General features: G+C 39.9%; 24 protein-coding genes, 1 tRNA gene and 1 other annotated feature. Of the genes, 2 read left to right on the top strand and 23 right to left on the bottom strand.

All coding sequences use genetic code 11. The features are described from left to right. Positions 1–28: 28 nt before the first annotated feature. Both CPRO_RS01475 and CPRO_RS01470 read right to left on the bottom strand, forming a co-directional pair. Entirely contained in the window at positions 29–508 is a 480-nt protein-coding gene (locus CPRO_RS01475; RefSeq protein WP_143148951.1) for a DUF1850 domain-containing protein, read from the bottom strand. Positions 509–553: 45 nt separating this feature from the next. Next, complete coding sequence (locus CPRO_RS01470) at positions 554–1,555, bottom strand: TAXI family TRAP transporter solute-binding subunit (RefSeq protein WP_066047010.1); 1,002 nt, start codon at positions 1,553–1,555, stop codon at positions 554–556. Between the two features lie 423 nt (positions 1,556–1,978). Between CPRO_RS01470 and CPRO_RS01465 the strand changes: the two genes are divergently transcribed. Both CPRO_RS01465 and CPRO_RS01460 read left to right on the top strand, forming a co-directional pair. After that, positions 1,979–2,692, top strand: coding sequence for a M48 family metallopeptidase (locus CPRO_RS01465; protein ID WP_066047008.1), 714 nt, complete (start codon positions 1,979–1,981; stop codon positions 2,690–2,692). An 80-nt stretch (positions 2,693–2,772) separates the two neighbouring features. Continuing rightward, positions 2,773–2,846: transfer RNA gene (locus CPRO_RS01460), tRNA-Met, on the top strand. 732 nt (positions 2,847–3,578) lie between these two features. Here CPRO_RS01460 and fliJ read toward each other — a convergent pair. The 21 genes from fliJ to CPRO_RS01360 all read right to left on the bottom strand — a co-directional run bounded on the left by fliJ (position 3,579) and on the right by CPRO_RS01360 (position 25,403). Beyond that, the gene (gene fliJ, locus CPRO_RS01455) at positions 3,579–4,010 is read right to left on the bottom strand and encodes a flagellar export protein FliJ (protein WP_066047006.1); all 432 of its coding nucleotides are present in this window, start codon (positions 4,008–4,010) and stop codon (positions 3,579–3,581) included. Between the two features lie 32 nt (positions 4,011–4,042). Further along, a complete protein-coding gene (gene fliI, locus CPRO_RS01450; protein ID WP_200777646.1) occupies positions 4,043–5,350 on the bottom strand; it encodes a flagellar protein export ATPase FliI in 1,308 nt (435 codons plus the stop codon). Next, positions 5,337–6,215: a FliH/SctL family protein gene (locus CPRO_RS01445; protein ID WP_066047002.1), complete on the bottom strand. Its 879-nt coding sequence runs from the start codon at positions 6,213–6,215 to the stop codon at positions 5,337–5,339. Before CPRO_RS01445 ends, fliI begins: the two co-directional genes overlap by 14 nt. After that, positions 6,199–7,209, bottom strand: coding sequence for a flagellar motor switch protein FliG (gene fliG, locus CPRO_RS01440; protein WP_066047000.1), 1,011 nt, complete (start codon positions 7,207–7,209; stop codon positions 6,199–6,201). The genes CPRO_RS01445 and fliG overlap by 17 nt, the downstream gene beginning before the upstream one ends. A 2-nt stretch (positions 7,210–7,211) precedes the next feature. Then, complete coding sequence (fliF, locus tag CPRO_RS01435; RefSeq protein ID WP_082754179.1) at positions 7,212–8,807, bottom strand: flagellar basal-body MS-ring/collar protein FliF; 1,596 nt, start codon at positions 8,805–8,807, stop codon at positions 7,212–7,214. Between the two features lie 72 nt (positions 8,808–8,879). Next, on the bottom strand, positions 8,880–9,182 hold the full coding sequence (gene fliE / locus CPRO_RS01430; RefSeq protein ID WP_066046998.1) for a flagellar hook-basal body complex protein FliE: 303 nt from the start codon (positions 9,180–9,182) through the stop codon (positions 8,880–8,882). A 17-nt stretch (positions 9,183–9,199) separates the two neighbouring features. Then, positions 9,200–9,643 (bottom strand): flagellar basal body rod protein FlgC, encoded by a 444-nt coding sequence (gene flgC / locus CPRO_RS01425; protein WP_066046996.1) that lies wholly within the window; start codon positions 9,641–9,643, stop codon positions 9,200–9,202. A gap of 19 nt (positions 9,644–9,662) precedes the next feature. Continuing rightward, a complete protein-coding gene (gene flgB / locus CPRO_RS01420; RefSeq protein WP_072743337.1) occupies positions 9,663–10,031 on the bottom strand; it encodes a flagellar basal body rod protein FlgB in 369 nt (122 codons plus the stop codon). Between the two features lie 796 nt (positions 10,032–10,827). Then, positions 10,828–13,470 (bottom strand): pyruvate, phosphate dikinase, encoded by a 2,643-nt coding sequence (gene ppdK / locus CPRO_RS01415; protein ID WP_066046991.1) that lies wholly within the window; start codon positions 13,468–13,470, stop codon positions 10,828–10,830. Between the two features lie 668 nt (positions 13,471–14,138). After that, positions 14,139–14,789 (bottom strand): type A chloramphenicol O-acetyltransferase, encoded by a 651-nt coding sequence (gene catA / locus CPRO_RS01410; RefSeq protein WP_066046989.1) that lies wholly within the window; start codon positions 14,787–14,789, stop codon positions 14,139–14,141. A gap of 182 nt (positions 14,790–14,971) precedes the next feature. Next, positions 14,972–16,360, bottom strand: coding sequence for a glycine--tRNA ligase (locus CPRO_RS01405; RefSeq protein ID WP_066046987.1), 1,389 nt, complete (start codon positions 16,358–16,360; stop codon positions 14,972–14,974). An 80-nt stretch (positions 16,361–16,440) separates the two neighbouring features. After that, positions 16,441–16,619: a binding site (T-box leader), on the bottom strand. Positions 16,620–16,677: 58 nt separating this feature from the next. Continuing rightward, positions 16,678–17,406: a DNA repair protein RecO gene (gene recO, locus CPRO_RS01400; RefSeq protein ID WP_066046985.1), complete on the bottom strand. Its 729-nt coding sequence runs from the start codon at positions 17,404–17,406 to the stop codon at positions 16,678–16,680. A gap of 283 nt (positions 17,407–17,689) precedes the next feature. Further along, entirely contained in the window at positions 17,690–17,839 is a 150-nt protein-coding gene (locus CPRO_RS15145) for a hypothetical protein (protein ID WP_157881614.1), read from the bottom strand. Between the two features lie 101 nt (positions 17,840–17,940). Continuing rightward, positions 17,941–18,843: a GTPase Era gene (era, locus tag CPRO_RS01395; protein WP_066046983.1), complete on the bottom strand. Its 903-nt coding sequence runs from the start codon at positions 18,841–18,843 to the stop codon at positions 17,941–17,943. After that, complete coding sequence (locus tag CPRO_RS01390; protein ID WP_066046981.1) at positions 18,840–19,295, bottom strand: hypothetical protein; 456 nt, start codon at positions 19,293–19,295, stop codon at positions 18,840–18,842. The genes era and CPRO_RS01390 overlap by 4 nt, the downstream gene beginning before the upstream one ends. A gap of 374 nt (positions 19,296–19,669) precedes the next feature. Continuing rightward, a complete protein-coding gene (locus CPRO_RS01385; protein WP_066046979.1) occupies positions 19,670–20,236 on the bottom strand; it encodes a uracil-DNA glycosylase in 567 nt (188 codons plus the stop codon). A gap of 13 nt (positions 20,237–20,249) precedes the next feature. Further along, positions 20,250–20,642, bottom strand: a complete 393-nt coding sequence (cdd, locus tag CPRO_RS01380; protein WP_066046977.1) for a cytidine deaminase — start codon at positions 20,640–20,642, stop codon at positions 20,250–20,252. 12 nt (positions 20,643–20,654) lie between these two features. Beyond that, the gene (gene ybeY, locus CPRO_RS01375; RefSeq protein WP_066046975.1) at positions 20,655–21,125 is read right to left on the bottom strand and encodes an rRNA maturation RNase YbeY; all 471 of its coding nucleotides are present in this window, start codon (positions 21,123–21,125) and stop codon (positions 20,655–20,657) included. Continuing rightward, positions 21,109–23,229 carry an HD family phosphohydrolase gene (locus CPRO_RS01370; protein ID WP_066046973.1) on the bottom strand — a complete coding sequence of 707 codons (2,121 nt, stop codon included), beginning with the start codon at positions 23,227–23,229 and terminating at the stop codon, positions 21,109–21,111. The genes ybeY and CPRO_RS01370 overlap by 17 nt, the downstream gene beginning before the upstream one ends. Continuing rightward, positions 23,198–24,199 carry a PhoH family protein gene (locus tag CPRO_RS01365; protein WP_066046971.1) on the bottom strand — a complete coding sequence of 334 codons (1,002 nt, stop codon included), beginning with the start codon at positions 24,197–24,199 and terminating at the stop codon, positions 23,198–23,200. Before CPRO_RS01365 ends, CPRO_RS01370 begins: the two co-directional genes overlap by 32 nt. Further along, positions 24,162–25,403, bottom strand: coding sequence for a sporulation protein YqfD (locus CPRO_RS01360; protein WP_066046969.1), 1,242 nt, complete (start codon positions 25,401–25,403; stop codon positions 24,162–24,164). The genes CPRO_RS01365 and CPRO_RS01360 overlap by 38 nt, the downstream gene beginning before the upstream one ends. Positions 25,404–25,415: the final 12 nt, after the last annotated feature.

The raw sequence follows: 25,415 nt of genomic DNA, 5'->3' as shown, positions 1-25,415 counted from the left end.
AGTAATTCAGCCTACTTCCATAAATAAATCAGTTCTCTGCACTTTGCTTTTCTGTTCCTTTTTCATAGAAAAAAGAAACAGTTCTTTCTTTGCCACAAAGCTGACGTAGGCTAACCTCTTCCCCATTTATCAGTAAAATGTGGTCATACACAGGGCTAACATTATAGGAAAGATCGGCAATGGGCTTATCAATTCCGGAAATAATCATAGAGCCATCTTTTCCGTAAGTTAATGTTTGCCCTTCTTCCAACTCAGTTTGTACCCCTGCGCCGAAATTATAGTATACCGTTTGATATACAACAATTCCTCCATTTTCAATCCGATACCGGTCTTCTACCGGAGACTTATTCACAGAATGTTTGAATCGCACAGAAAATTCCCCGCCTTCTTCCATGGGGTAACTTGCGAGAATTTTGCCTGTTCTCCCGTTCCGCAATATCAGGCAATCTTCTGTATGGTTCACAAGAAAAATAGCAGTTGCAATAATAATAGCTATTATTGCAACCACTATACCAACAATCTGCTTGAAACTGAATTTGCAGCCCTTTAACAATTAGTTAATACCAATCTCTTTAAAGTATTTTTCAGCACCAGGATGGAATGGAACGGAAATGCCCTGTACTGCTAAAGCTGGATCCAATTCTGCAAATTTTGCATTGCTGCTTGCCAGTGCATCCTTATTTTCAAAGAGCGCTTTTGTCAGTTCATAAATGGTATCTTCTGATGTATCATTTGAAGCAATCAAGGTTGCACGAACACTTAATGTCTGAACATCGTCTTTCACGCCATTATAAGTTCCGCCGGGAATCGTTGTTTTAGTATAGAAAGGATATTGTTCAATTAATGCTGCTGCATGCTCGTCATCAATGGTTAATAAGTTGATGCTCTTAGAAATAGCCAAGTCAACTACAGCTGTAGTAGGTGCACCTGCTGTAATGAATGCAGCGTCAATTTTACCATCTTTAATGGAGTCTGCGGCATCACCAAAGCTGCCGTTAACTTTATTGATATCCTTGTTAATGTCAATACCGTAAGCTGCTAAAATCTGTGTCGCATTAAACTCAACACCGCTGCCTGCGTCACCAACGTTTACTGTTTTTCCCTTTAAATCAGCAATGTTGGTAATATTGGAACCTGCAATAATTTGACAAGTCTCATCATAAATGCCTGCAACTGCGGAAAATGTTTCAAATTTTCCTTCTGCCGCAAAAAGGTCAGTACCATTGTACGCATAGTACATTACATCATTCTGAACGATTGCTACATCAGAAACCTTATCATCAATATCTAAAATATTGGCTTTGGACGCACCTGTGGAAACAACCTTCAGATTAACGTATTCCATGGCATTGTTTAATACCGTAGACATTGTTCCGCCAACTGCATAGTAGGTACCAGTAGTGCCACCGGTGCCTAATGTCAATTCAACCGCACCGCCTGCGGGCTTGTCAGTACCAGTCTCCTCAGCAGGCTTATTGTTGCCGCCGCCACAGCCTGTGAATGCCATCATCGCAGTTACAGCCAAAGCTGTTAAAGTTGCCAATCTCTTTTTCATTTACCCATCTCCTTATCCTTTTTTTCGCTTTATGCAAATTTTTTCATTTATATACAATTAACATTTTATCATATTCGAATGTATTCTTCAATGCAAAATTCATAGTTTTCGTTTATATTTCTTGAGTTCAATTAATTTTTCTAATATTTTTTATAAAAAACTATGAAATTTTATTAAAATAATCAATAATTTTCCATACAAAATTTAATTAATCATACTTAAATTCAATACTTTTCCATAATGTCATCTCCGTTTAAATTATTCTTTATTTCTATAAATTTAATGAATTTTTATTATTTTTTAATCAAAAGGTGCATATATAAGAACAATCCGTATATCTGCCGTCAATTTCCAGGTATAGACAATCTGATTCTATGTGTGTAAAATAGAATTGTAACATCGTTAAACAAAAGGAGAATTCCAATGTCTACACACACAGTGCAATACGGAAGCATAAAAATAGAATTTGAGCTAATTCGCAAGGAAGTGAAATATATTAACCTTCGTGTAAACAAGCATGGAAAGGTTGTTGTTTCTGCTGCAAAAAATGTTCCCCTTGCAATTATAAAAGAATTTGTGGAAACAAAATCTGACTGGATCATTACACATCTTGCGGAAATAGAAAAACTACGTCAAAGTATACCCCCTATCGGTTTTTATGAGGGAAAAACCCTTTATTATCTTGGTAAGGCATACAGTTTGGAATTATCAGAAGGTCCTGCAAAAATAGAGTTACAAGGGGAAACCCTCTCTATGACCTCCCAGCATATCACAGAAAATGCATTGTGGGAGGAATATCTGCATTGGCTGAAGGAACAAGGGAAAATTAAGTTTGAGGAAATTATGTCTGGCATTTATCCTTTGGTTGAGCCCTATGGCATTTCTCGCCCAGTGATCCAAATTAGAAATATGAAGACACTTTGGGGTAGCTGTACCACAACAGGAAAAACCATTCGCCTGAACCTACAGTTAATGAAAGCACCAGAAGAATGCATTGAACAAGTTATCCTCCACGAGCTGATACATTTTCGCTACCGAAATCACGGAAATGATTTTTATGCTTTATTAAACGACCTAATGCCTGATTGGAGAGACAGAAAAATGGCACTCGAGTCGAAATATAAAGATTATGTGTGAAATTTGTTTGAAATGTTTAGTTGACAAACCCTTTCAATAAGCATATAATGAACGAGATGGTTTTAAAACATTATTTCTGCCGCGGAGTGGAGCAGTCCGGTAGCTCGTCGGGCTCATAACCCGAAGGTCGTAGGTTCAAATCCTGCCTCCGCAATGATAACCCCTTAGAACGCAAAGTTCTAGGGGTTTTTTTTCACCAAAGCCAGTCTCCATTTTATACAAAATATGTAAAACTCATTGACATACCTATAGATGCATGCTAATCTAGCGGTAAATGATCTCTTAAGCAATAGTTAAGGTTAGGACAAATATTTTCAAAGAAGATTTCTATTTTTTATTCCTTAACTTATAACTAAACTACGGTTTCAAGGAAAGAGGATTTACTTAGCTTTACCCTCCTCACACTTGTAGAAAACAGTCAATTTATAATACTAGGAGGTTGGTCATTTGGGTTTCTACATATACTTTGTATCATTCTGTCTATTTTCGTTTTTCCCGTATATGCTCACATGCTAAGGCAAATAAAAAACGATAAGCCTGTAGCAAGCCATATCGTTTTCCTTACAGTTTTTCTGTTTTCCTTTGTATCGATTGTGCTTAGGAATATGTATTAACTAATACACTGATACGAAAATTTATTTGAATCATAGCAGAACACCCAAGTAGCATTGAGTTTTTCATTGTAATCTGCTACAGCCATTTATACGACATTGAAGGCTTGGACAAACAAAGTTATGTTCTTTGAAACCTGTTTATTAACAAAACCCCACGTTTAATATCTGGAAACCTATCTTTTCATCCTTCCTCCATCTTAAAAACATATTCTTTCAATAAAAAAAATCCCCTTAAAAACAGCTTTCGCATCTTTTAAAGGGATTCTTTATTTCTATAAATTTCTTGACACAAATTCCTCAATAAATAGTTCTTCACTCTTTTGCACTTCTTTATTATATTGTTCCAGCTTTTTTTCTTTCAGCTTCTCTAACGTAGAGGTCTCAATTTTCACTTCTACAACTTCTGCTCTTTTTTCTTCTTCTCTTTTTTGCAATACCTCAAGGTGGCGTTTTTCCCTCTGTATTTCCACCTCAAGCTTGTACAAAAATCCCGAATACTCCATTGCCTCGATAATAGAAATTCCCGCCATCTTTTTTTGATTAAACTCAAAATTTACACCCTTAAATTTTCCTAAAAGTGAATCTATCTTCACATTTTGTTGATTCACCATTGCAATGATATTGGCATGTTCTGCTTTCTTGTTTTCCAGCCGCTGATTTTTAAAATTCATAACAGACTCAAGCTGAAAACTAAACTTTTTCATTATAATCCCCCATATCATAAAACAGCCTAGGTTTATTTTAAAATTTCTTCCATTTGTTTCACTGTATCCTCTAGCGAAAATTTCTCATTTACTCCCTGTTTTAAAAATGCATTGATTTTATCAATCTTAGAAATCGCAAAATCCAGCTTATGGTTTGTTCCATGCTTATAGGCACCAATAGAAATTAAGTCGCTGTTTTTCTCATAAATGCTGAGAATATCTCTTAATTTCGAAGCCAGTTCCAAATGACCTTGAGCCGCTATAGCACTCATAAGTCTTGAAATGCTTGCATTCACATCAATGGCAGGGAAATGGTTCCCGTTCGCCAGTTTTCTTGACAGAACGATATGCCCGTCAATAATACCTCTTACCGTATCGGCAATGGGGTCATTGGTATCATCCCCTTCCACCAGTACCGTATAAATTCCCGTGATGGAACCTTCCTTAAAATTGCCTGTTCGCTCAAGAAGCTTGGGCATTTCTGCATAAATAGAAGGGGTATATCCCCTTGCAATCGGCGGTTCTCCAATGGCCAAGCCTATTTCTCGCTGAGCCATGGCAAATCTGGTAAGGGAATCCATCATAAGCAATACATCTTTCCCCTGATTTTTGAAGTATTCCGCAATTGCAGTGGCAACCATGGGGCACTTCATGCGAAGCATGGCGGACTGGTCAGAGGTAGCAACAACCAATACAGAACGTTTCAGTCCCTCTTCCCCTAAGTCTCTTTCAATGAATTCTCGAACTTCTCTACCACGCTCTCCAACTAATGCAATCACATTAATATCCGTTTTTACGTTTTTTGCAAGCATTCCCAAAAGGGTGCTTTTTCCCACACCGCTTCCCGCAAAGATACCCATTCTTTGACCCTTGCCAATGGTAAGCAACCCATCAATGGCCCTTACACCAAACTCCATTTTTTCCTGTATGGGAGGTCTGGTCAATGGGTTCGTCACAATGCTGTCCACAGGAAAATACTGATTTGTTTTAATTTCGCCTAAGCCATCCATGGGTCTTCCAAGGGCATCAATAATCCGCCCCTGCAAAAACTCCCCCACGGGTATTTTTAGGCATTCATTTGTATTTTTAACAAAGGTTCCCGCGGAGACCCCTTTCATGCTTTCATAGGGCATCAACAAAATACGATCATCCCGAAAGCCAACCGTTTCAGCCATAATCTGCCTTTTTTCGCTTTCGTTATAAATCATACTGATTTCGCCGATGCTGGCTTTTCTGCCGGAGGCCTCGATTGCCATACCCACAATATTTTCAATTTTTCCAATATGGCTTATGGTATTGGAGCGTTTTATGACATCAACCAATTCATTAAACAATATCATTCCCTCCGAGCCTTCCGGCGCTCTTCATAATCGCCCTGATATTCTCAATTTGGGTACTGGCGCTGGCATCAATAATTTGATCCGGCAACTCAATAATACAAGTTCCAGGGGCAGAGTCCTCCATTACTACAATTTTAATATGCTCTGACAAATGAGAAATGGCATCCAGCAGGTCTGCATTTGACTCTACAATTAAGGCTGAGTCGTTTTTAGAAATATATATCTTAGCCCATTCTTTCAATTTCATTTTGTTCGTTGCGGTTATAATCATCTTTTTAATGATTTCCCCGCTGGTTTTTAAGCTAATCTGTATAACTTTCTCTGCAATGGAAATTGCCAGCTCCTTTAGTTCATCAATATTTTGTGAAATAAGCTGCGTCTTTTCTTCTTCAAAGGCCTGAATCAAATCTCTTAATTGAAGAAGAAAAACTGCTGTTTCCTCATCCATTTTTTCTTTATGCTCTTGATATGCCTTTTGGTAGCCATCCTGATATCCCTCTTGGGAGGCTTGCTCAAAAACATTTTCTTTGATTCTTTCTGCCTCTAGTTGGGCTTGTTTTATCATTTCCTCCACCTGTTGGTTGGCTTCTTCGATGATTCTTTTCTCTTTTTCTAGAAGCTGTGCTTCTCTTTTTTCCAGTTCTTTTAAAAGAATAGAGCTCTCTTCAGATTTGTCGTGGTTCTCGATTTCTGCCTCTTTTATTTCATTGTCTTCAATTGTGTGCTCTATGAGTTCTTTTTCAAAACTCGGTAGTACAATATCAGACCCTGCTTTGTTTGAAGAATCAACCTCTTTAGAATCATTTCCAAACTGGTCAAACTGAAAGGAGTTTATTGTGGATTTCTCATTATGCAATAATATCATCCTTTCCGCCCTTAGAAATTACAATCTGACCTGCATCCTCAAGTTTTCTGACCACAGCAACAATTCTCTGCTGTGCATCCTCAACATCCTTCACACGCACATTGGTTGTAATCTCAAGTTCAGATTTAATGGTTTCTGTCATACGAGCAGACATATTTGCAAACATAACATTTGCAACCTCGCCTTGCGCACCCTTAAGTGCATAAACAAGGTCTTTCTGATCAACCTCACGAATAACTCTTTGAATAGACAGGTTGTCCATGCCAACGATATCTTCAAATACAAACATTTTCTTGCGAATTTCTTCAACAAGCTCAACGTCTTTCTTGCTAAGCTCATCAAAGATATATTTTTCATCGCCTCTGTCCACATAATTCATAACTTCGGCAATATAATCAATACCACCAATTTTGGTATAGTCTGTGGTCATTACGGAAGAAAGCTTTTTCTCAATCTCCCGCTCTACAATCTTCATGGCCTCAGGCGCAGCACTGTCCATTTTTGCAATAGCCTCTACTACGCTGATTTTTCTTTGCTCAGGTAAGCCCGCAATAATATTTGCCGCTCTGCCTGAATCCATATAGGAAAGCACCAAAGCAATGGTTTGAGGCCTTTCATTGTTCAATATGGAAAAAATAGATAAATCATCATATTTACTTAGGAAAGAGAATACCTTGCTTTTCAAGGTTTTCTCCACCTTACCCAATAAAGCATGGGCTACATCCTCACCAAAGGCTTTCTCTAAAACACTTCTGGCATAATCAATACCACCCTCTGTAACAACCTTGTGAAGCATGCAGTTTTTATAAAATTCATCTAAAATACTTTCCGTGGTTTCCGCCGGCAAAAAGCCCAATTTCGCCACTTCGATGGTCAATCTTTGTACTTCGTCCTCTGTTAAATATTTATAAACCTGCGCCGCTTTTTCTGCTCCAAGGGAGATAACTACAGCAGCAGCCTTTTGTTCCGGCGTTATCGCATTATCCTTCGCCACCTTTATTCTCCCCCTTTTAACCAGTTTCTAATAAGCTGAGCCGAAATTTCCGGATTCTCTCCGGCAAGCTCCCGCACCTTATTTTTCAGCTCCAAACCTTTTTCATTGGACAGATTCAGTATTTTATTTTCAGCATCTTCTTGTTGTTTCTGCTTCATCTGTTTCAAATATGCATCAGGAGAAATGCTGGGCTTGACGGGCATATCTGCTTCGCCCATCAATTTCTTCTTCTTTCTTCTTCTGCTCATTATTACAAGAATTGTAACCAAAATAATTAAAAATACACCTGATGCAATTGCTCCAATAATAATCCAATTATTCCGTCCCAAAGTATCAGAAGTTACTGGAGCCTCCTTGCTGCCAAAAAATGGTGCAGCAACAATGGCTATTTTATCATCCTGATTTGCTTTTTCGATACCTGCTGCATTTCCAATCAATCCTTTTAACTCTCTTTGGGAGATATTCCCCAGAGATTCACTGTTAATGGTAATCGATACAGAGATATCCTTAATACTCCCAGAGTCGATCTGAACCTGCTCTTTCAGCTGATTTACTAAATAATCAATATTATTTTCCTGTTTATAATAGGTTTCGGAGCCATCCGCCTTTGCCTGTGAATAGGTAGGCACCTCCGCATTGGAATCGGTTCCGGGAACCCCACCTGCCGCCGTTCCATCCTTCACCATCTCAACTCCGGTGGATTCTTTGCCGGGAATGCCTTTTTCGGCACCCTCTGTTGGTGTAGCATGATTAATGATTTCTTGAATTTTTTTATCAACATCAACGGTTGTTCTTACGGAAACCTTTACATTATCCGAACCATAAATCGGCGCCAAAACATTCAGTATTTTGGCACGAATGGAATCGTCCATGTGCTTTTCAAACTCAAGCTTCAGCTTATTTGCACCGCCGTCAATACTATCTCCCGTTGGTGAAACATCGTTGCCGTTGCCGTCTAATACTACCACATCTGCCATTTCCATGGAAGGAATGCTCTTGGCTACTAATCTTTGAATGCCCTTCACCTGTTCACTGGTGGGAGAACCACCATCGTTCATAATCACAACAACAGACGCCTGTGCTTTTTTCACACTATTTTCATTCAAAACATATTTCTGATCCTCTGCTAAAGCAATGGTTACTTTAGCATCCTTCACCCCTTGGAACAGACGAATGGTGGCGCCCATTCTGTTTTGCAGTTCAAATAATAGATAGCTGTTTTTTTCAAAATCCGTGGTTGTCATCCCAATGTTGTTTTTAAATACATCATATGTAAAACCACTTTTAGGGTAGCCTTCGTATACAAGCTGCGCCTTTAGTTTTTCCTCTTGATCTTTCGGTACATAAATTACGCCATCATTTCCATATTTGTAATCAACGCCCAAGCCTTGCAGCTTCTCCATAATTTCGCTGGCTTCCTGCTGGTTTAACCCGCTGAAAAGGGTCTCGTAAGGCTTATTATTTAGAAATAAAGCAATTCCTACAGAAAAAAGTATTACCAAAACTCCCCCAATCAGTATCCATTTTCTGATTTTGGGGTTTATTTTTCCCAAAAAATACTTGCCCTTTTCAAGCAATTCTTTCACTTTTTCATTCAAAACTGTACCCCTCTTACTATTCTATATTCTTCCCCTCAAGGCAGCATTTTCTCTGCCCCTGTACCATAAATATCAGAGATTAATTCTCATGAGTTCATTATAAGATTCCAGCGCTTTATTTCTCAGGGTTACCAATAAATCCACCGAAATTTGTGCTTTGGTGGACGCAATTCCCAAAGAATGAGTATCCTCAGATTGTCCTGTGGCAAATAAATACTGTTCCCTCGCCAAATCAGTTTCGCTATCAACCACATTTGATACTGCTTCTGAAAAAATACTTCTAAAATCAGATTGGGTGTTCTTTGTTTTATTTTCTGCATTTAATTGGTCCAAAAATTGCATTGGCTCCAATCTATTAATCGGTGTTATAGACATAAATTAACCTCCACTTTTTACTTACCAACCTCAAGTCCCTTAGATGCCATTGCTTTTATTGCATTAAATGCGGTAACATTGGCATCATATACTCTTGATGCTTCCATACCGTCAATGGTTTCCTTTAAAAGATCAACATTAGGCATCATAACATACCCATTCTCATCTGCGTCAGGATGGGTTGGGTCATAAACAGATTTCAGAGGACTTTCATCCTCTTTAATTTCACTCACAATAACACCTCGCTGATTGGAAGCTCCCCCACGGGACGTCCTGCTGAAAATTTCTTGAAAGCTACTTTTGCCCCTTGGCTCGAACACAACCGTTCGTCTACGATAGGGTTCTCCACCCTCGGTTCTTGTTGTATTCACATTTGAGATGTTTTCCGAAATCACATCCAACCTTGCCCTTTGGGCTGTTAAACCGGATGCACTAATATTCATAGCATTTAAGAAAGCCACTTAAAATACCTCCTAATTTTCACTTCATCGCGCTGCGAAGTCTATTAAACTCACTGTTAATATCATTGATTGCCATTTGGAATTGAATATAAGAACTGGCAAGCTCCACCTGCTCAACATCCATATTCACATTATTGCCATCCAATCGACTGGATTCATCCGCCTTTGTATGCACACGATAGGAAGTCCCTTCAATGGCCTCTCTCTTCTTACTTCCACCTGCTTGATTATAAAAATCCAATTTACTTTTTAATTCATCTTGAAAAGTAACATATTGTGCTTTATAACCCGGAGTAGAAACATTGGCAATGTTATTTAATGTGACCTGCTGTTTCTGCCATAAATAATCAGCCATTTTTTGTGTCATTAATACTGAATTATTAAACAATGTTGCACACCTCTCTTTGTGTCATTTTCTTACTAATTAATAAGCAAAAATATCTTTCCTGTTTACATTATCCTTTTCACATAATTCTGTTACTTAGGCCTTTCCCATCTTTTTATTATGTGACTTTTCAATCTTAAAACAAATTATATTGTAGCCTACGCATAACCAAAAGTGAGCTTTAGAGCATTGAATTTTATACATCAATATTTATTAAAGTAAAAATAATACAAAAGTACAAATTTATACCTTTTGAGAAAAGCATTATTTCTAGGTATAGGATTCGTACTTAAACCATAACATCTTAATTTTCATATATTTTATTATAGAGAAGTCCTTCGTAAAAATCAACATTTATCACCCAATTTTTATATTAAATGACAAAATTTAATCTTTCTACCAACAAATTATACCAATAAAATGTATTTTATTACAAAGTTACAAAATGGTTTTTTGATACAAAACTATTTATGCATTTTATTCATGTTTTGTGTTGTTTTTCAAGCTCTTAAAATTCATATATACATACTTCTGTTGGCATCATCTGCCCTCAACTTACAAAAAACTTCGATACGTGAATTGTCAAATTATAATATAAATTTCAGCAAACCCACTCAATTAGATTTTATCACCTTTTTATATTATGCTTTTCAAAGTAATATAAAAAAGGGCAAAAGCCATCAACGCTTTTGCCCTGCATTTTTACATATTTTCCCACAGAAAACCATCTGCGCCTACTACCGCACCAATCTTAAGATAGCATGCTGATATGCGCACAGAATATAATCTCAGCCAATGATTAGTGCTTTCTTGTTTCTCTGGGATAGTTAATCTGCGCCTGAGCCGCCGCCAATCTTGCGATAGGTACACGGAAAGGAGAGCAGGATACATAATCCAGACCAATCAAGTGGCAAAATTCAACGGAAGAAGGGTCACCACCGTGCTCACCGCAGATTCCCAAATGGATGTCAGGGCGAACAGGCAATGCCTTTTCAACCGCCCATTTCATCAACATACCAACACCGGTTCTATCCAATCTTGCAGTGGGATCACATTCGTAAATATTTTTATCAATATAATCCGCCAAAATCTTACCGGCATCATCACGAGATAAACCATAGGTCATCTGTGTCAAGTCATTGGTACCGAAGGAGAAGAACTCTGCCTCTGTGGCAATTTCATCCGCAGTTAATGCTGCTCTGGGAATTTCAATCATCGTACCAACCAGATAATCCAGCTCTTTGCCCTTTGCATCCATAACTGTCTTTGCAGTTTCAACAACAATATTTTTCACATATTTCAGTTCCTTAATTTCACCAATCAAAGGAATCATGATTTCAGGCTTCATATTGATGCCCAATTCAACAGAAACCTCAATTGCAGCTTCAATGATTGCTCTTGTCTGCATTTCGGCAATTTCAGGGTAGCTTACTGCCAAACGGCAACCTCTATGACCCATCATAGGGTTTAATTCATGCAGGCCTTTTGCCTTTACCTTCAGCTCTTCCACAGTTTTACCTGTCTCTTTCGCCAACACTGCAAATTCCTCTTCTGTATTAGGCATAAACTCATGGAGAGGAGGATCCAGCAGACGGATTGTTACGGGTCTTTCCTGCATTGCCTTATAAATACCCTTAAAGTCCTCTTTCTGGAAAGGCTCAATGCCCTTTAATGCGGCTACTCTCTCCTCAACGTTATCAGAAAGAATCATCTTTCTGAACTTCATAATTCTGTCCCCTTCAAAGAACATATGCTCTGTTCTTGTCAAGCCAATGCCTTCTGCACCAAAATCAATGGCTGTTTGTGCATCATGGGGTGTATCTGCATTGGTTCTTACTTTAAGAGATCTCTTTTCATCAGCCCAAGCCATGAATTTTGAGAAATCTCCACTGATTTCAGGATCAACAGTAGGGATATCCTCACCGTAAATGTTACCGGTGGAGCCATCCAAAGAAATATAGTCACCCTCCTTGAATGTTCTGCCACCCAAAGAAAAGGTCTTTGCTTCTTCATTCATTTTGATTTCTTCACAGCCGGATACACAGCAAGTACCCATACCACGGGCTACTACTGCCGCATGAGAGGTCATACCGCCACGTACTGTCAGGATGCCCTGAGCCGCTGCCATACCTTCAATATCCTCGGGAGAGGTTTCCAAACGAACCAGAATGACTCTGTCGCCGCCCTCTGCCTGATTCTTGGCATCTTCTGCAGTAAAGCAAACCTTACCAGCCGCCGCACCGGGGGATGCAGGCAGACCTTTGCCAAGGGGCTTTGCAGCTTTTAATGCCTTTTGATCAAAAGCAGGATGCAAAATCTGATCCAACTGCTTAGGATCAACCTTCATCAACGCCTCTTCCTTGGTGATGAGGCCTTCCTCTACCATATCAACTGCGATACGTAAAGCAGCATTGGCAGTTCTCTTGCCATTTCTTGTTTGCAGGAAGTACAGCTTGCCCTCTTCCACGGTAAACTCCATATCCTGCATATCTTTATAGTGATTTTCTAATTTATTTGCAATTTCCATAAACTGCTTGTAAACTTCCGGCATATCCTCTGCCAGCTTTGCAATGGGGTTGGGTGTACGAACACCAGCAACAACGTCCTCGCCCTGGGCATTTACCAAGTATTCACCCAACATAGCTTTTTCCCCAGTTGCGGCATTTCTTGTAAAAGCAACACCGGTACCGGATGTATCACCCATATTGCCAAATACCATCATCTGTACGTTAACCGCTGTTCCCCAGCTATAAGGAATATCATTCATTCTTCTGTATACAAAGGCACGAGGGTTATCCCAGCTGCGGAATACTGCCATAGCCGCCTCAAGCAACTGCTCCTTTGGATTCTGAGGGAACTCTTTGCCCTGATCATCCAAATAAATCTGTTTGAACATTGCAGTAACCTTTTTCAGGTCTTCTGCTGTCAGCTCTGTATCATAACGCACGCCTGCTTCTTCTTTATATTCATCCAGCTTTCTTTCAAACTTAGATTTGGAAACGCCGATTACAACGTCTGCAAACATCATGATAAATCTTCTGTAAGAATCATAAGCAAATCTGGGATTGCCTGTTTTCTTTGCCAAACTCTCAACGGATACATCATTTAAACCAAGGTTCAAAACCGTATCCATCATGCCAGGCATAGATGCTCTCGCACCGGAACGAACGGAAACCAGAAGGGGGTTTTCAGGATCACCCAGCTTTTTGCCGGCAATCTCTTCAAGCTTGCTCAATGCCACATCAATCTGGGCAATCATTTCTTCAGTCAGTTTCTTACCACCTTCGTTATAATCTGTGCAGGCTTCTGTTGAAATGGTAAAGCCTTGGGGAATCGGCAGACCTAACATTGTCATTTCTGCGAGGTTTGCACCCTTTCCTCCTAAAAGGTTTTTCATGGTTGCGTTGCCTTCGCTGAACATGTAAACATACTTCTTGCTCATACACATTACCTCCTGTTTTCCATCTGGATGTCAGACGTGGAATTTTATATCTGGAATTTTTTGAAAAACTGATCTTAACAGAATTATATCATTTCCCATGAAAAATCACAACGCTATTCCGAGAAGGCAGCTACGCATTCTACGCTATTGCACTAAAATAAAACCATCCCATTGTGATTATGCAATAATTTTTTAAATTTTATAACCATTTTTACTCCATGTTGCCAAAAAAAATATGCTGACCAAGGAAGTTGGTCAGCATATTGCATCATGGGACGTATTATGTCCCAATAAATTTTTTGCTCTTAGAGCTTATCACTTAAGTTCTTTAATATACAAGTGCTAAGTATACAGCACTTTTACTCATTGTGCAACAAAAAATTTCATTCATTTTTGTACGATATCGTTATCAGCGACAAAAAATTATGGTTAATACGTTAGGCAAAAGGAAAAGAAAGGGGGTCCTTTTATTGAATTAGCTGTGTTTAAATAAATAACTATAAAATGGAAACACAACACCAATAGACAAAATAAGAACCCTTCATATTTCCAATACAGCTGCCTGCTTTCACATAGTCTAAAAATGAGTATTGTTTAAGTGTTAAGCTGTATTGCTATCTTTACCTCTTTCTCCATTCAATCATACGGAGATATCATAAAAGTTTTGTCTACAACAACCACTTATCGCAGTTGATTGCCATTTCCCGCAATGTTTCTACGAATTTGCCAACATGATAGCCATCGCAAACCGCATGATGGCATTGGATAGCAAGGGGCATCATGATTTTGCCGTTTTCTTTTTTATATTTTCCAATGGTGAAAATAGGCAAAAGATAATTTCCATCTGAAAAAACATTGATATTAAACGCAGTAAAATCCAGCCACGGAACACTGGAAATATTAAAAGTATTGGGCGGTATATACTCCTGTGGAAAAAGACCTCCACATGTATACTGTGCCGTATCTTGCAAATATGCGCTGTAGAATGTATTGTAACAGCTATCATATTTTGTCCATACGGCTGAAAACGTTTCCGTGATAGGATCGAAAACAGTATACATCGGGTCGATGACCTCCCAATATCCCAAACGCTGGTCGCTATTCATTGTCATTCGAAACTCCGGTAACTGATTCACCACCGATGAAATCATAAAGACTTGTGCAGGGTAGGATTTCATTCCACGCTCTTTTAGCCGAATCAGCAGATTAGTAATATCAATGTCTACCGTTATGCTATAGGAGCATGGAATATTGTTTTTATAATGTTCATAGTGAGCTTTTCTTGTCCATTGTTCCATTTGTATCTCAATAAATTTCATAGTCTTTGCCTCCTAGAAAATAGTATCAATTTTAAGAGGCATTATTTGCTGGTGTTTACCATGCTCATCCACCTTCTTCACCATTGTAACATCTGAAATATATATACTAATGAATGGTTTCATTCAATTTAAGGTTATCGTATCATATCTTTCAAAGAGGATACTCTGGAAGGCTTTGCATCTTAAAACTCCATTTTTTCTTTCAAATAAGCACTCAACTGTGCAATGGGCATTCTAACCTGTTCCATAGTGTCTCTGTCACGCACAGTAACACTCTGATCCTCTTCAGATTCAAAATCATAAGTGATGCAGAATGGTGTACCAATTTCGTCCTGTCTGCGGTAACGCTTACCGATGGAACCAGATTCATCAAATTCGCAGTTAAACTCTTTGGAAAGCAAAGCAAATACTTCTGTCGCCTTTTCGCTCAGCTTTTTGGAAAGCGGGAAAACTGCAGCCTTAACCGGCGCAAGGGCGGGATGGAAACGCAATACTGTTCTTACATCACCTTCGCTAACCTCTTCCTCATCATACGCCTCACATAAAAACGCCAAGGTAACACGGTCAGCACCTAAAGAAGGCTCAATGCAATAAGGGATATATTTTTCATTTTTATCCTGATCGTAATAGGTCATATCCTGACCACTAACCTCTTGATGGCATCTTAAGTCGAAATTGGTTCTGTCGGCAATGCCCCAAAGCTCGCCCCAGCCAAAGGGGAACTTAAACTCTATATCAGTAGTTGCGTTGCTATAATGACTAAGTTCTTCTTGCTCATGGTCACGCAGTCTGATGCTTTCTGCATCCATATTCAATTTCAATAACCAATCCTTACAGAAGCTTCTCCAATACTCAAACCACTGTAAGTCAGTTCCTGGTTCGCAGAAAAACTCTAATTCCATCTGCTCAAATTCTCTGGTACGGAAGGTAAAATTACCTGGTGTTATTTCGTTGCGGAAAGACTTACCAATCTGACCAATACCAAAAGGTAGTTTCTTTCTGCTGGTACGCTGTACATTCTTAAAGTTTACGAAAATTCCCTGGGCTGTTTCAGGACGAAGGTAAACCACGTTTTTCGCATCCTCTGTCACACCCTGAAAGGTTTTAAACATCAAATTAAACTGACGAATATCTGTAAAGTTATGGCTGCCACAGGAAGGGCAGGCAACCTGATGCTCATCAATAAATTGTTTCATTTCATCATTGCTCCAGCCATCCACAGCTGCCTCGGGCATATTGTGCTCTGCAATATATTCCTCAATCAATTTATCTGCACGGAAACGCTCCTTGCATTCCTTACAATCCATCAAAGGGTCACTAAAACCCCCAACGTGACCGGAAGCCACCCAAGTCTGAGGGTTCATCAAGATTGCGCAATCCACACCAACATTAAATGGGCTTTCTTGAATAAATTTCTTCCACCATGCTTTTTTAACATTGTTTTTCAGCTCAACACCAATGGGGCCGTAATCCCATGTGTTCGCTAAGCCACCGTAAATTTCGGAGCCGGGATAAACAAAACCTCTATTTTTTGCCAATGCAACTACTTTTTCCATAGTTTTTTCTGTCATAATAATTCCTCCTTCAAAAAAGTTGATAAGTTTTTTACCGAGGAAAGGCAATAAAAAAACTCCCCTCCCTCGCTGTAAAAGCAAGGGACGAAAGTCTATCTTCCGCGGTTCCACCCTTATTGATCTACGCAAAGCGTAAATCCACTCTTGTGAAGTCCTGCTCCAAAGTGCCCTTCACCGTACTCTGCTGTCTTCTTTTCACCCACCGAAGACTCTCTGAAAACATACTACGGATACTCCTCTTTTTCATTGCAGTTATTCAATTTAGCCATTATGCTAACACTTTCCCGCATTTCTGTCAATACCTATTTTATAAACTACAGTTCTTTGCTGAATTCTCGGCTTTTTAGCCGCACCCCCATATGTATCTCCAAATAGCGCCGCATCATGGTGTCCAACTGGTTCGTGGCTTCCTCGGAAAGGGTAAATGCAAAAACTTGCTTTCCTTCCCTTTCGGTAATAAAAGAAATTGCTTTTTGCACTGCCCCAAGAAGAGAAATCTCTCCGCCGAAGCAATGGTCTTTACAAAGGAACTCCCCTGCAGACTCGTTAAAATAAAGGGGTGCATCATCCCTACTGCAAACCATACAGCCCTCATTGGATAATACGCCGGAAAGCTGCGCATATTTCACCTCAAAAATGCGGGAAATAAGCCTTGGCGGCACTTGGCTTTTCTCAAGCATAGCCAAGGAATACAGCAGAAGTTTTAAGGTTTCATCCTGCTCCATCCCAGCAGGGCAAGTCCGCTCCACCAGCTCGGTCAAATAGACAGCTTCTGCAAGACGATCCATATCCATTCGAATGCCATAAAAGCTTTCAATCAAATCAGCTTGGGTTAAGGAATAAAAACCTTTTCCCTCATACGCTATAAAATCGCAATATGAAAAAAGCTGTGTGCCGGAAAGCAGCTTGCTTTTGGTGTTTTTTGCACCACGGGCATTGAGCATCACCCGACCGATGCCCTTGGCCAAAACCAAAATCCGTTTGCCGCTCTCGCCCACTTGGTTTTCCTGAATTACAACACCTCTAAAATGAACAACGCCCACTTTTCCCCCTCATTTTCTAATAAGACCTCGGGATGCTGTCCCAAACCTTGCAAACAAGTCATGCACCTTTGCTTGGCAAAAGTCGGCTTCGCATCCTGCCCTATCTTGGGCAGTGCAGTATTGAAAAGACTTGACCCAAACTTTCGTAACGCAAAATTTTCATTTCTTGCTATTATATTAATTCACCCCCCATGCAGAGGGGGTGACGAAAGTTTTTGCTCTTGCTTTTTTCAAAAAGCAAGTGGGTGTGGGTTAAAACCCACGGTCTTAAGGTCTTATATTCTTAATAAAAATTTTTATTTTTTGAGCTGTCTGCAATCCTCCGTCGGGGATTTGGTCTATCTCCCAAATCGGATTTGTAACGCAAATAATCTTCAATCTGACCTGTTTGTGCAAACTTTTGCCAGTATGCCTTTTTATTCCGCTCGTCCATAAAACCGTCCCCTTTCTTTCATTATGTTATGGAGCAATAACGAAAGCATACAGGTAAATTAATACCAATACCGCCAAAAACAGAAAGGGTTCTTGATTCTATCAGACATTTCGTCTGTCATATCCAAAATTTTTCAGCAAAAAGTCACTGTCTCGCCAATCCTTTTTCACTTTTACCCAAAGCTCCAAATAAATTGGTGAGCCCAACAATCGCTCCATATCTCTTCTAGCCAAAGAGCCAATTTTTTTCAACATAGCGCCCTGCTTGCCAATAATAATTCCCTTATGGGAATCTTTTTCACAATAAATGGTTGCTTCCACATCCACCATATTTTGACCTTCACGTTTTTTCATAGACATAATTTCCACGGCGATTCCATGGGGTATTTCATCTTGAAGGAGATAAAGAGCCTTCTCACGAACAATTTCGGAAGCTATTTGACGCTCCGGCTGATCTGTAACCATATCCTCTGGAAAATACTGAGGGCCCTCAGGCAAATATTTCTTAATCACATCCATCAATGCATCGGTATTACTGCCCTTCATTGCAGAAATAGGAACAACCTCAGCAAAGGTATACAGCTTACGATAAGCCTCAATCACCTGCAAAAGCTTCTCTCGCTCAATGGTATCAATTTTATTAATGACCAAAACTACTGGTGTCTTTACGTTTTCCAGTCGGTCGATTACATATTGATCCATTTCCACTACTTTTTCCGTAGGTTCGATGAGCATTAAAACTAAGTCCACTTCATTAAAGGTATTCTCCGCAGAACGCACCATAAATTCGCCCAGCTTATGCTTGGGCTTATGGATTCCAGGTGTATCCAAGAATACACATTGAAAATCCTCCTTGGTCAAAATACTGGTGATTTTATTTCGTGTTGTTTGAGGTTTATGGGAAGTAATGGCGATTTTTTCCCCGATTAGGCAATTCATCAATGTGGATTTTCCAACATTGGGTCTGCCAATCAATGTAACAAAGCCGGAATGGAATTTTTTCATGCTTGTCCCTCCGCATTTTCTGCTGCAATGTAAGCTTTATATTCCGCTTCCTTCACATCCCAATCCTTTTGCATGTCCAATAAAATCATGTATTGCAGCCAACGGTCATTTTTGGTGTCAATATCCTCTTGGGTTAAGCCCTTAATCAGAGTTAATGCCTGATAATACTTCATGCCTGCTTCCGCTGTCATATATTCAGATTGCATACCCAGCACAACACAAATCTTATTGGGCAGAGCATATCTTCTGATTTCTTCCTGAACGCCCTCTGTGCTTTTACCCATTTGGCGCATAAATTCCAAAGCATTTTTATAATGAATCACATATTCGCTTTCTTTAATTTTAACACGCTGTGCCTTCCAATTTTCCTCAATATACGCCACCACTTCTTCCATGGTTTTTGCGTTTGGCTTCAATTCCACATGGGCAAATTTTTCTCTTAATGCATCCATTTATATTCCTCCTATTTCTAAAATAAATCAGATATTTCTATTCATCACAACGATTGCTATTGAAAGCTATTTAAGCTGTCAGGAAGCTGTCCAAATTATTTCTTGCAGTTCAAATTTGAATCTTCAAAGCAACAAGTTGCAGCCATGTCTTAGTGAGTTACAGTATTCTGAACAGGCTTTTTCCAACCTTTGTTTTACAAAAACATTTAATTTGTTCCCTTATTTTCGTTTTCTATTATATACGGATAACGCTATTTTCACAAGCAAACATAAGAAACATGCCTCAGCCATGACTATTTTTATATTATGTCCTAAAAAGGCTTTCTCGTCATTGCTTTATTACATGAGCTTCATCTTTTTAAATATTATTATCTCTAGCAATCCCTCAGCTCGTCCCATCTTTTTCGAATTGCCTTCATATCCTCCCATGCAGGGCGTTTTTTCTCCTCATCCCGCAAAAGTGCTGAGGGATGATAGGTCGCAATAAAGTCATAGCCCATCTTAGGGAGCCAAATACCTCTTTGGCGTGTGATGCGAAAGGAAGGGTCGATGATGGTGGTGGCCGCAATTCTACCTAGGCAAACGATGATTTTGGGTTCAATCAATTTTAATTGATACCTTAAATAATTTAAACAAGCATCTTTCTCATCATCATAGGGGTCTCGATTCCCCGGGGGACGGCATTTCACAATGTTTGTAATATACACATCCTCTAAAGAAAGACCAACGCTTACCAGCATTTTGTCCAAAAGCTGTCCAGCAGGGCCAACAAATGGCTGACCCTGCAAATCCTCTTGCTGTCCCGGCCCCTCCCCGATAAACATAATATCCGCCTTAGGGTTACCCTTGCCAATCACCACATGTGTGCGCAGCTCCCACAGCCTGCATTTTTTGCAGTTATAACAAGCGCCCTCTAACGTCTCCCAACTCTTTTGAGCCATAGCTCTCCCTCGCTTACTTTATGTCCTCACCGCGAAAGCCCATTGGCAACAATTCCTTGAGTTTCATTACCTTTATGCCTTCACTGTCGCTATCTAAAATCACTTCACCCTCAGGCAAAAATTCAAACAATACCTGTCTGCAAATGCCACAAGGTGCCGCATAGTCTCCTGAGCTGGCGACTATAGCTATTTTCTCAAATTCCTTCACACCCTCAGAAATCGCTTTTGTTATGGCTGTTCTTTCTGCACAAATGGTAGCACCGTAGGATGCATTTTCCACATTACATCCTAGAAAAATGTCGCCGTTTTTTGCCAATAATGCTGCACCAACTTTAAATTTCGAATAAGGCGCATAAGCCTTTTCCATTGCTTTCTTTGCCAATAAAACCAGTTCCTGATTTTCCATAAAATCATCTCCTTATTCTCTTGGTATTCCTGCCTTATTCAGTATTTCCCTCTGCTTCGCAAACATTTCCTTTTCTTCCTCTTCCTCCATATGGTCGTAACCCAAAAGATGGAGCATGCTATGGGCGGTCAAAAAAGCAATCTCTCTTTTTAAGGAATGACCGTATTCCTCTGCCTGTTCACGGGCACGCTCTAAGGATATAATAATATCCCCCAAAAGCACCTCTTCTTTTTCATTTAAATCAGGGATTTCTCCCTCTTCAAAAGTCAATAAAGGGAAGCTCAAAACATCAGTGGCACGGTCAATGTCCCGAAACTGTCTGTTAATTTGATGAATTTCTTCATTATCCACAATGGATACACTGACCTCGCAAGGCATTTCAAAGCCCTCATAAGCCAAGGAATCTATAATTATTTTTTCAATCGTTTGAGAAAGCTCCAAGGAAAAAGCCTCCTCAGTTCGATTATCAATCAGTATTGTCACTATCTTTCTCCTCTTTTCCCAAATTCACCTTACGGGATGCCGCTTCGATTTCTTCTTTTTTCGGGTAGCTGACCCTCTCATGATACATTCCATGAAAAACTTTCAAAAAAGCTTTTTGTATTTTCTCCAATTCATGAATGGCTAAGCCACTGCGGTTTAATTGTCCATCATCCAGCTTGTCCTTAATCAGACCATAAATGGCTCCTTCAACTTCCTCCAAGGTCTTTCCAGCGCCCAGCATAGCCCGAACTGCCGCCTCTACCGTATCCGCAAGCATTACCACTGCGGATTCTCTGCTTGTAGGAATAGGCCCATCATAACGATAATCTGCCTCATTTACATTCTCAGACCCATAAACCTTTAATGCCTTAAAATAAAAGTATTTTACCACCGTTGTTCCATGGTGTTCCTTCATAATATCTAAAATAACCTTAGGCAGGCCAAATTCCATTCCCATTTCTACCCCTGCCTTTGTATGCTGGGTGATAATACGGGCACTTGATTTTGGTTCAATATCATCATGGGGGTTATGCCCTGTTTGATTTTCCGCAAAAAACAAGGGATATTTCAATTTGCCCGCATCATGATAGTATGCACCGGCTCTGGCCAAAGCCGTATTTCCGCCAATTTCATAAACCGCCGTCTCTGCTAAGTTTGCCACAATCAGGCTATGGTGATATGTACCCGGCGCTTCAATCATCAGCTTTCTCAAAAGTTCATTGTTAGGATTGGTCAATTCCAAAAGACGCAGGGAAGTATTTGCTTCAAACACACTCTCCCAAAAGGGTAAACTGCCCACAGCAACCACTACAGAAATCAACCCTACCAAAGCACCAAAACCGGAAGCCATGACAAGCTGGGTTGTATACCCATCTCTGAAAAATAGACCTACCGCAAACATTGTCACCAGATTCACCACTGCCATACCCACAGCAACAGGCACAACAAAAGTACGCTTTTCTGTTTTTTGAATCAGCAACGCACCGAAGGAGCCACTGATTAAAGCATAGGATAAAAACTCTACATCCCCACTGACAATCATGCAGGCAACGATAGAAAAAAAACAATTCATCAAAAGAGCCATGCGCCGTCCGATTAAAATGCTGATAAGCATAGCAAATAAAGATAATGGAATTAGGGAGTAGTAGGGCAATAACGCCATAGCCTTGCATAGAAGAATCATAATGACGTAAACACTAAACAGCATTCTGGTTTCGTTCTTTTTTAAAATCTCATCACCCTTTTTCCAAAGAAAAAATAACCCCACTGCACCAAAAAGCAATGCCACTATGGCACTGCTCCCCAAAAAGGGAAGAAGCCTGCCATCATTTTGTGTATGTCCAATCAGCTTTAAAGCAATCAATCTATCGTAAATATCTTGGGTAATAATTTCACCCTCATCCACAATCTTCTGATTTTTACGAATGCGGACTTCATTTACTTCCTTGCGCTTTTCATCCTTAATTGCTTCCATTGCCTCTTCATCCAAAACCAAATTTGGATCTAACGCCGTGGAAACAATGGCATATGCCATACCCTTTAAATCCTCACTCCAAGGGGTTGCGCCGACGCCTTCCTTTACCTGCTCCTTGGCCTGCTCAAGCTCATCTGCCGAAAGACCTTCACTATAAATCTGGTTCAGTACTCCAACGCAGTCCTCGGCAAATAAAATTCGGTTTGATAAGGGCATTGCCTGATAGGCAGACAGTTGACGATTGCTTAGCACCACAGGCAACTTTAGGGATGCATCCTTTACCTTATGATAAAAGTCATCCCCATCCTTCATGTCCAGTATTACTTCGTTTAACTCTTGAAAAACATCATTCACTTGCTTCGTGCTATTTGCCTCAACTGTAATGTCATTTTTATAAATTGGCCCAACGCTGTTTGCAGCCGCTGTTTGCAGTTTTTTTGTGGTCACCTCATCCACCGTATCCCGAGGGGCAACGTAGCGTTTTGTTGCCACATCCCCAACCTGAACGATTTCTTCGTAGTTCCCATAGGGACTCATGCCAATGCAAAGCACAGTTAATACAAAAGCAAGCCCCAGCAAAACCCACTGGGGATATCGCTTAATATCTACCTCTTTTGTCCTTTTTACCATCCAGATCACTCCGCTTCTTGGTCTCCAATTTCTCATATGCCAGAATGATTTTTTGTACCAACGGATGCCGCACAACGTCTTTATTGGTCAATGTTATCATACCAATTCCATCAATTCCCGTTAGAATTTTGGTTACTTCCATCAACCCCGAACGCTTCCCTTCGGTTAAGTCTATTTGGGTCAAGTCCCCTGTGATTACCGCTTTAGAGCCATACCCGATACGGGTCAAAAACATCTTCATCTGCTCCGGCGTCGTATTTTGTGCCTCATCCAAAACAATAAAAGCATTATCCAGAGTTCGGCCACGCATATATGCCAAAGGGGCAACCTCAATGAGCCCCCGCTCCATATTTTTTAAGAAGTTTTCAGAACCCATGATTTCGTAAAGGGCATCATAAAGGGGTCTTAAATAGGGGTCAACCTTCTGCTGTAAATCTCCGGGCAAAAAGCCCAGCTTTTCCCCCGCTTCAATGGCAGGACGGGTCAAAATGATTCTGTTGACCTCGTTATTTTTAAATGCTGTAATTGCCATAGCCATGGCAAGATATGTCTTACCCGTTCCCGCAGGTCCCACACCAAATACTACAGTATTATTTTTGATTAAATCTACATATTTTTTCTGTCCTAAGGTTTTTGGTTTTAAAGGTCTTCCATTTGCAGTGATGCAAACCAAATCGTTGTAAACCTTTTCCACCTCTTCTAAATTCATTTCTTCAGCGGCGGTAATAAAATAATTCAGATTTTGATCTGTAATTTCTTCACCCCTTCTGGCCAAAGCCGCAATGGAATTCATAACGCTCCAAGCTTTATGGACGCTGCCTTCTTCCCCGCTGATTTTAATGTCATCTCCGCGGTTTACAATTTTAACGTCCCATTCTTTTTCGATTTTTCTTATATTTGCATCAAACTGTCCAAAAACAGGCAGCATCACCCTATTGTCCATTTGTATCGTTCGTTCCGTCTGTGCCATCTACGGCATCCCGCCCTTTCTCTGCTTTTCGTTTTTCATCAATTCTCTCTGTCAGCTCCGCTTGCCCCTTTGCCCGAACACAATCGGTATACTCATCGTATTGCATATCAATTTTTTCTATTTTACCATATACACTGACACTTTGCTCCGTCTTTTTTCTTAGTTTATCCTCAAGCTCTGCCTTTGCTTCATCAACTGTACGACTTCTTTTTTCAAGGGTGTATAGATTATATTGCTCTTTTTTTAAAGAAATAGGTATTTTAAAATCACCTAAAGCTAAATCTTTTTCAAAAAGCACATCAACATCAGCTTCGGTATCACCCAAAGATGGACGAATAAAATCTGCATCCTGACCAAAAAAGCTTAAAACATGGTTGGTTTTTGTGGCTCCGGTGTAAACCTTTTCATCATATGAAAGAGGAAGTTCATCCGTTAGTTGTTGCCAAATTTTGGCCATAACCATACCTTCAGCAGCAACATATTCCGTATGCTGTGCCTCACCTTCCAACCCGATTAAAACCTCAGAAGAGATTAAAACATCTCCTTTTTTGACCACATCGCCTTCTTTTACCTTTGGCGTCCCTCTTTCTGCTGTGATTTTCAGTATCACGCCATCTGTATTTGCAATCACATCACAAGGTGTTTCCTTATCCACCACTTCTGCTTTTTGAATGGTCTCTGCCACTTTTATTGTAACATCTGTGCCCTTTATACCTACACTAACCCAAGATATATCCGGAAATTGAATTAAAATGTCTTTTGTGATTTTTTCAGTATCAATGCCTCTCTTCCACGCAGCAGGCTTCAAACCCAATTCCTGACAATAAGTCAAAATATCTTCCTTAGCTACTCTTTCATTCCCCTCCACTTGTATAACCCAGATAAAGGACGAAAGAAAATATAACCCTATGGCAAACAGCAGTATCCCTGCTGTCAAAACCTGTCGACCATGAAAGCGCCGAATTTTTGCAGGAAACCCGCCGTATCCTTGCACTTCAAGCCTACAACCGGTTTTCTCCGCACACATGGAAAGGGTATCCATACTTCCCATAGGTGCCTTTATGAGCACCCCAGCGCCTTTGGTTTCCACATCCCATAAATATACTCCACGATAAGAAAGCATATTCATAAACCGCTCAGCGGCAAAACCGTTTACTTTTATGATAACATATCCACGGAAATAATACCATAATGCCAGAAACAAAATCCTCACCCC

Source organism: Anaerotignum propionicum DSM 1682 (genome assembly GCF_001561955.1).
In the GTDB taxonomy this organism is placed as follows: domain Bacteria; phylum Bacillota; class Clostridia; order Lachnospirales; family Anaerotignaceae; genus Chakrabartyella; species Chakrabartyella propionicum.
This window is presented reverse-complemented; position numbering and strand designations above follow the sequence as displayed.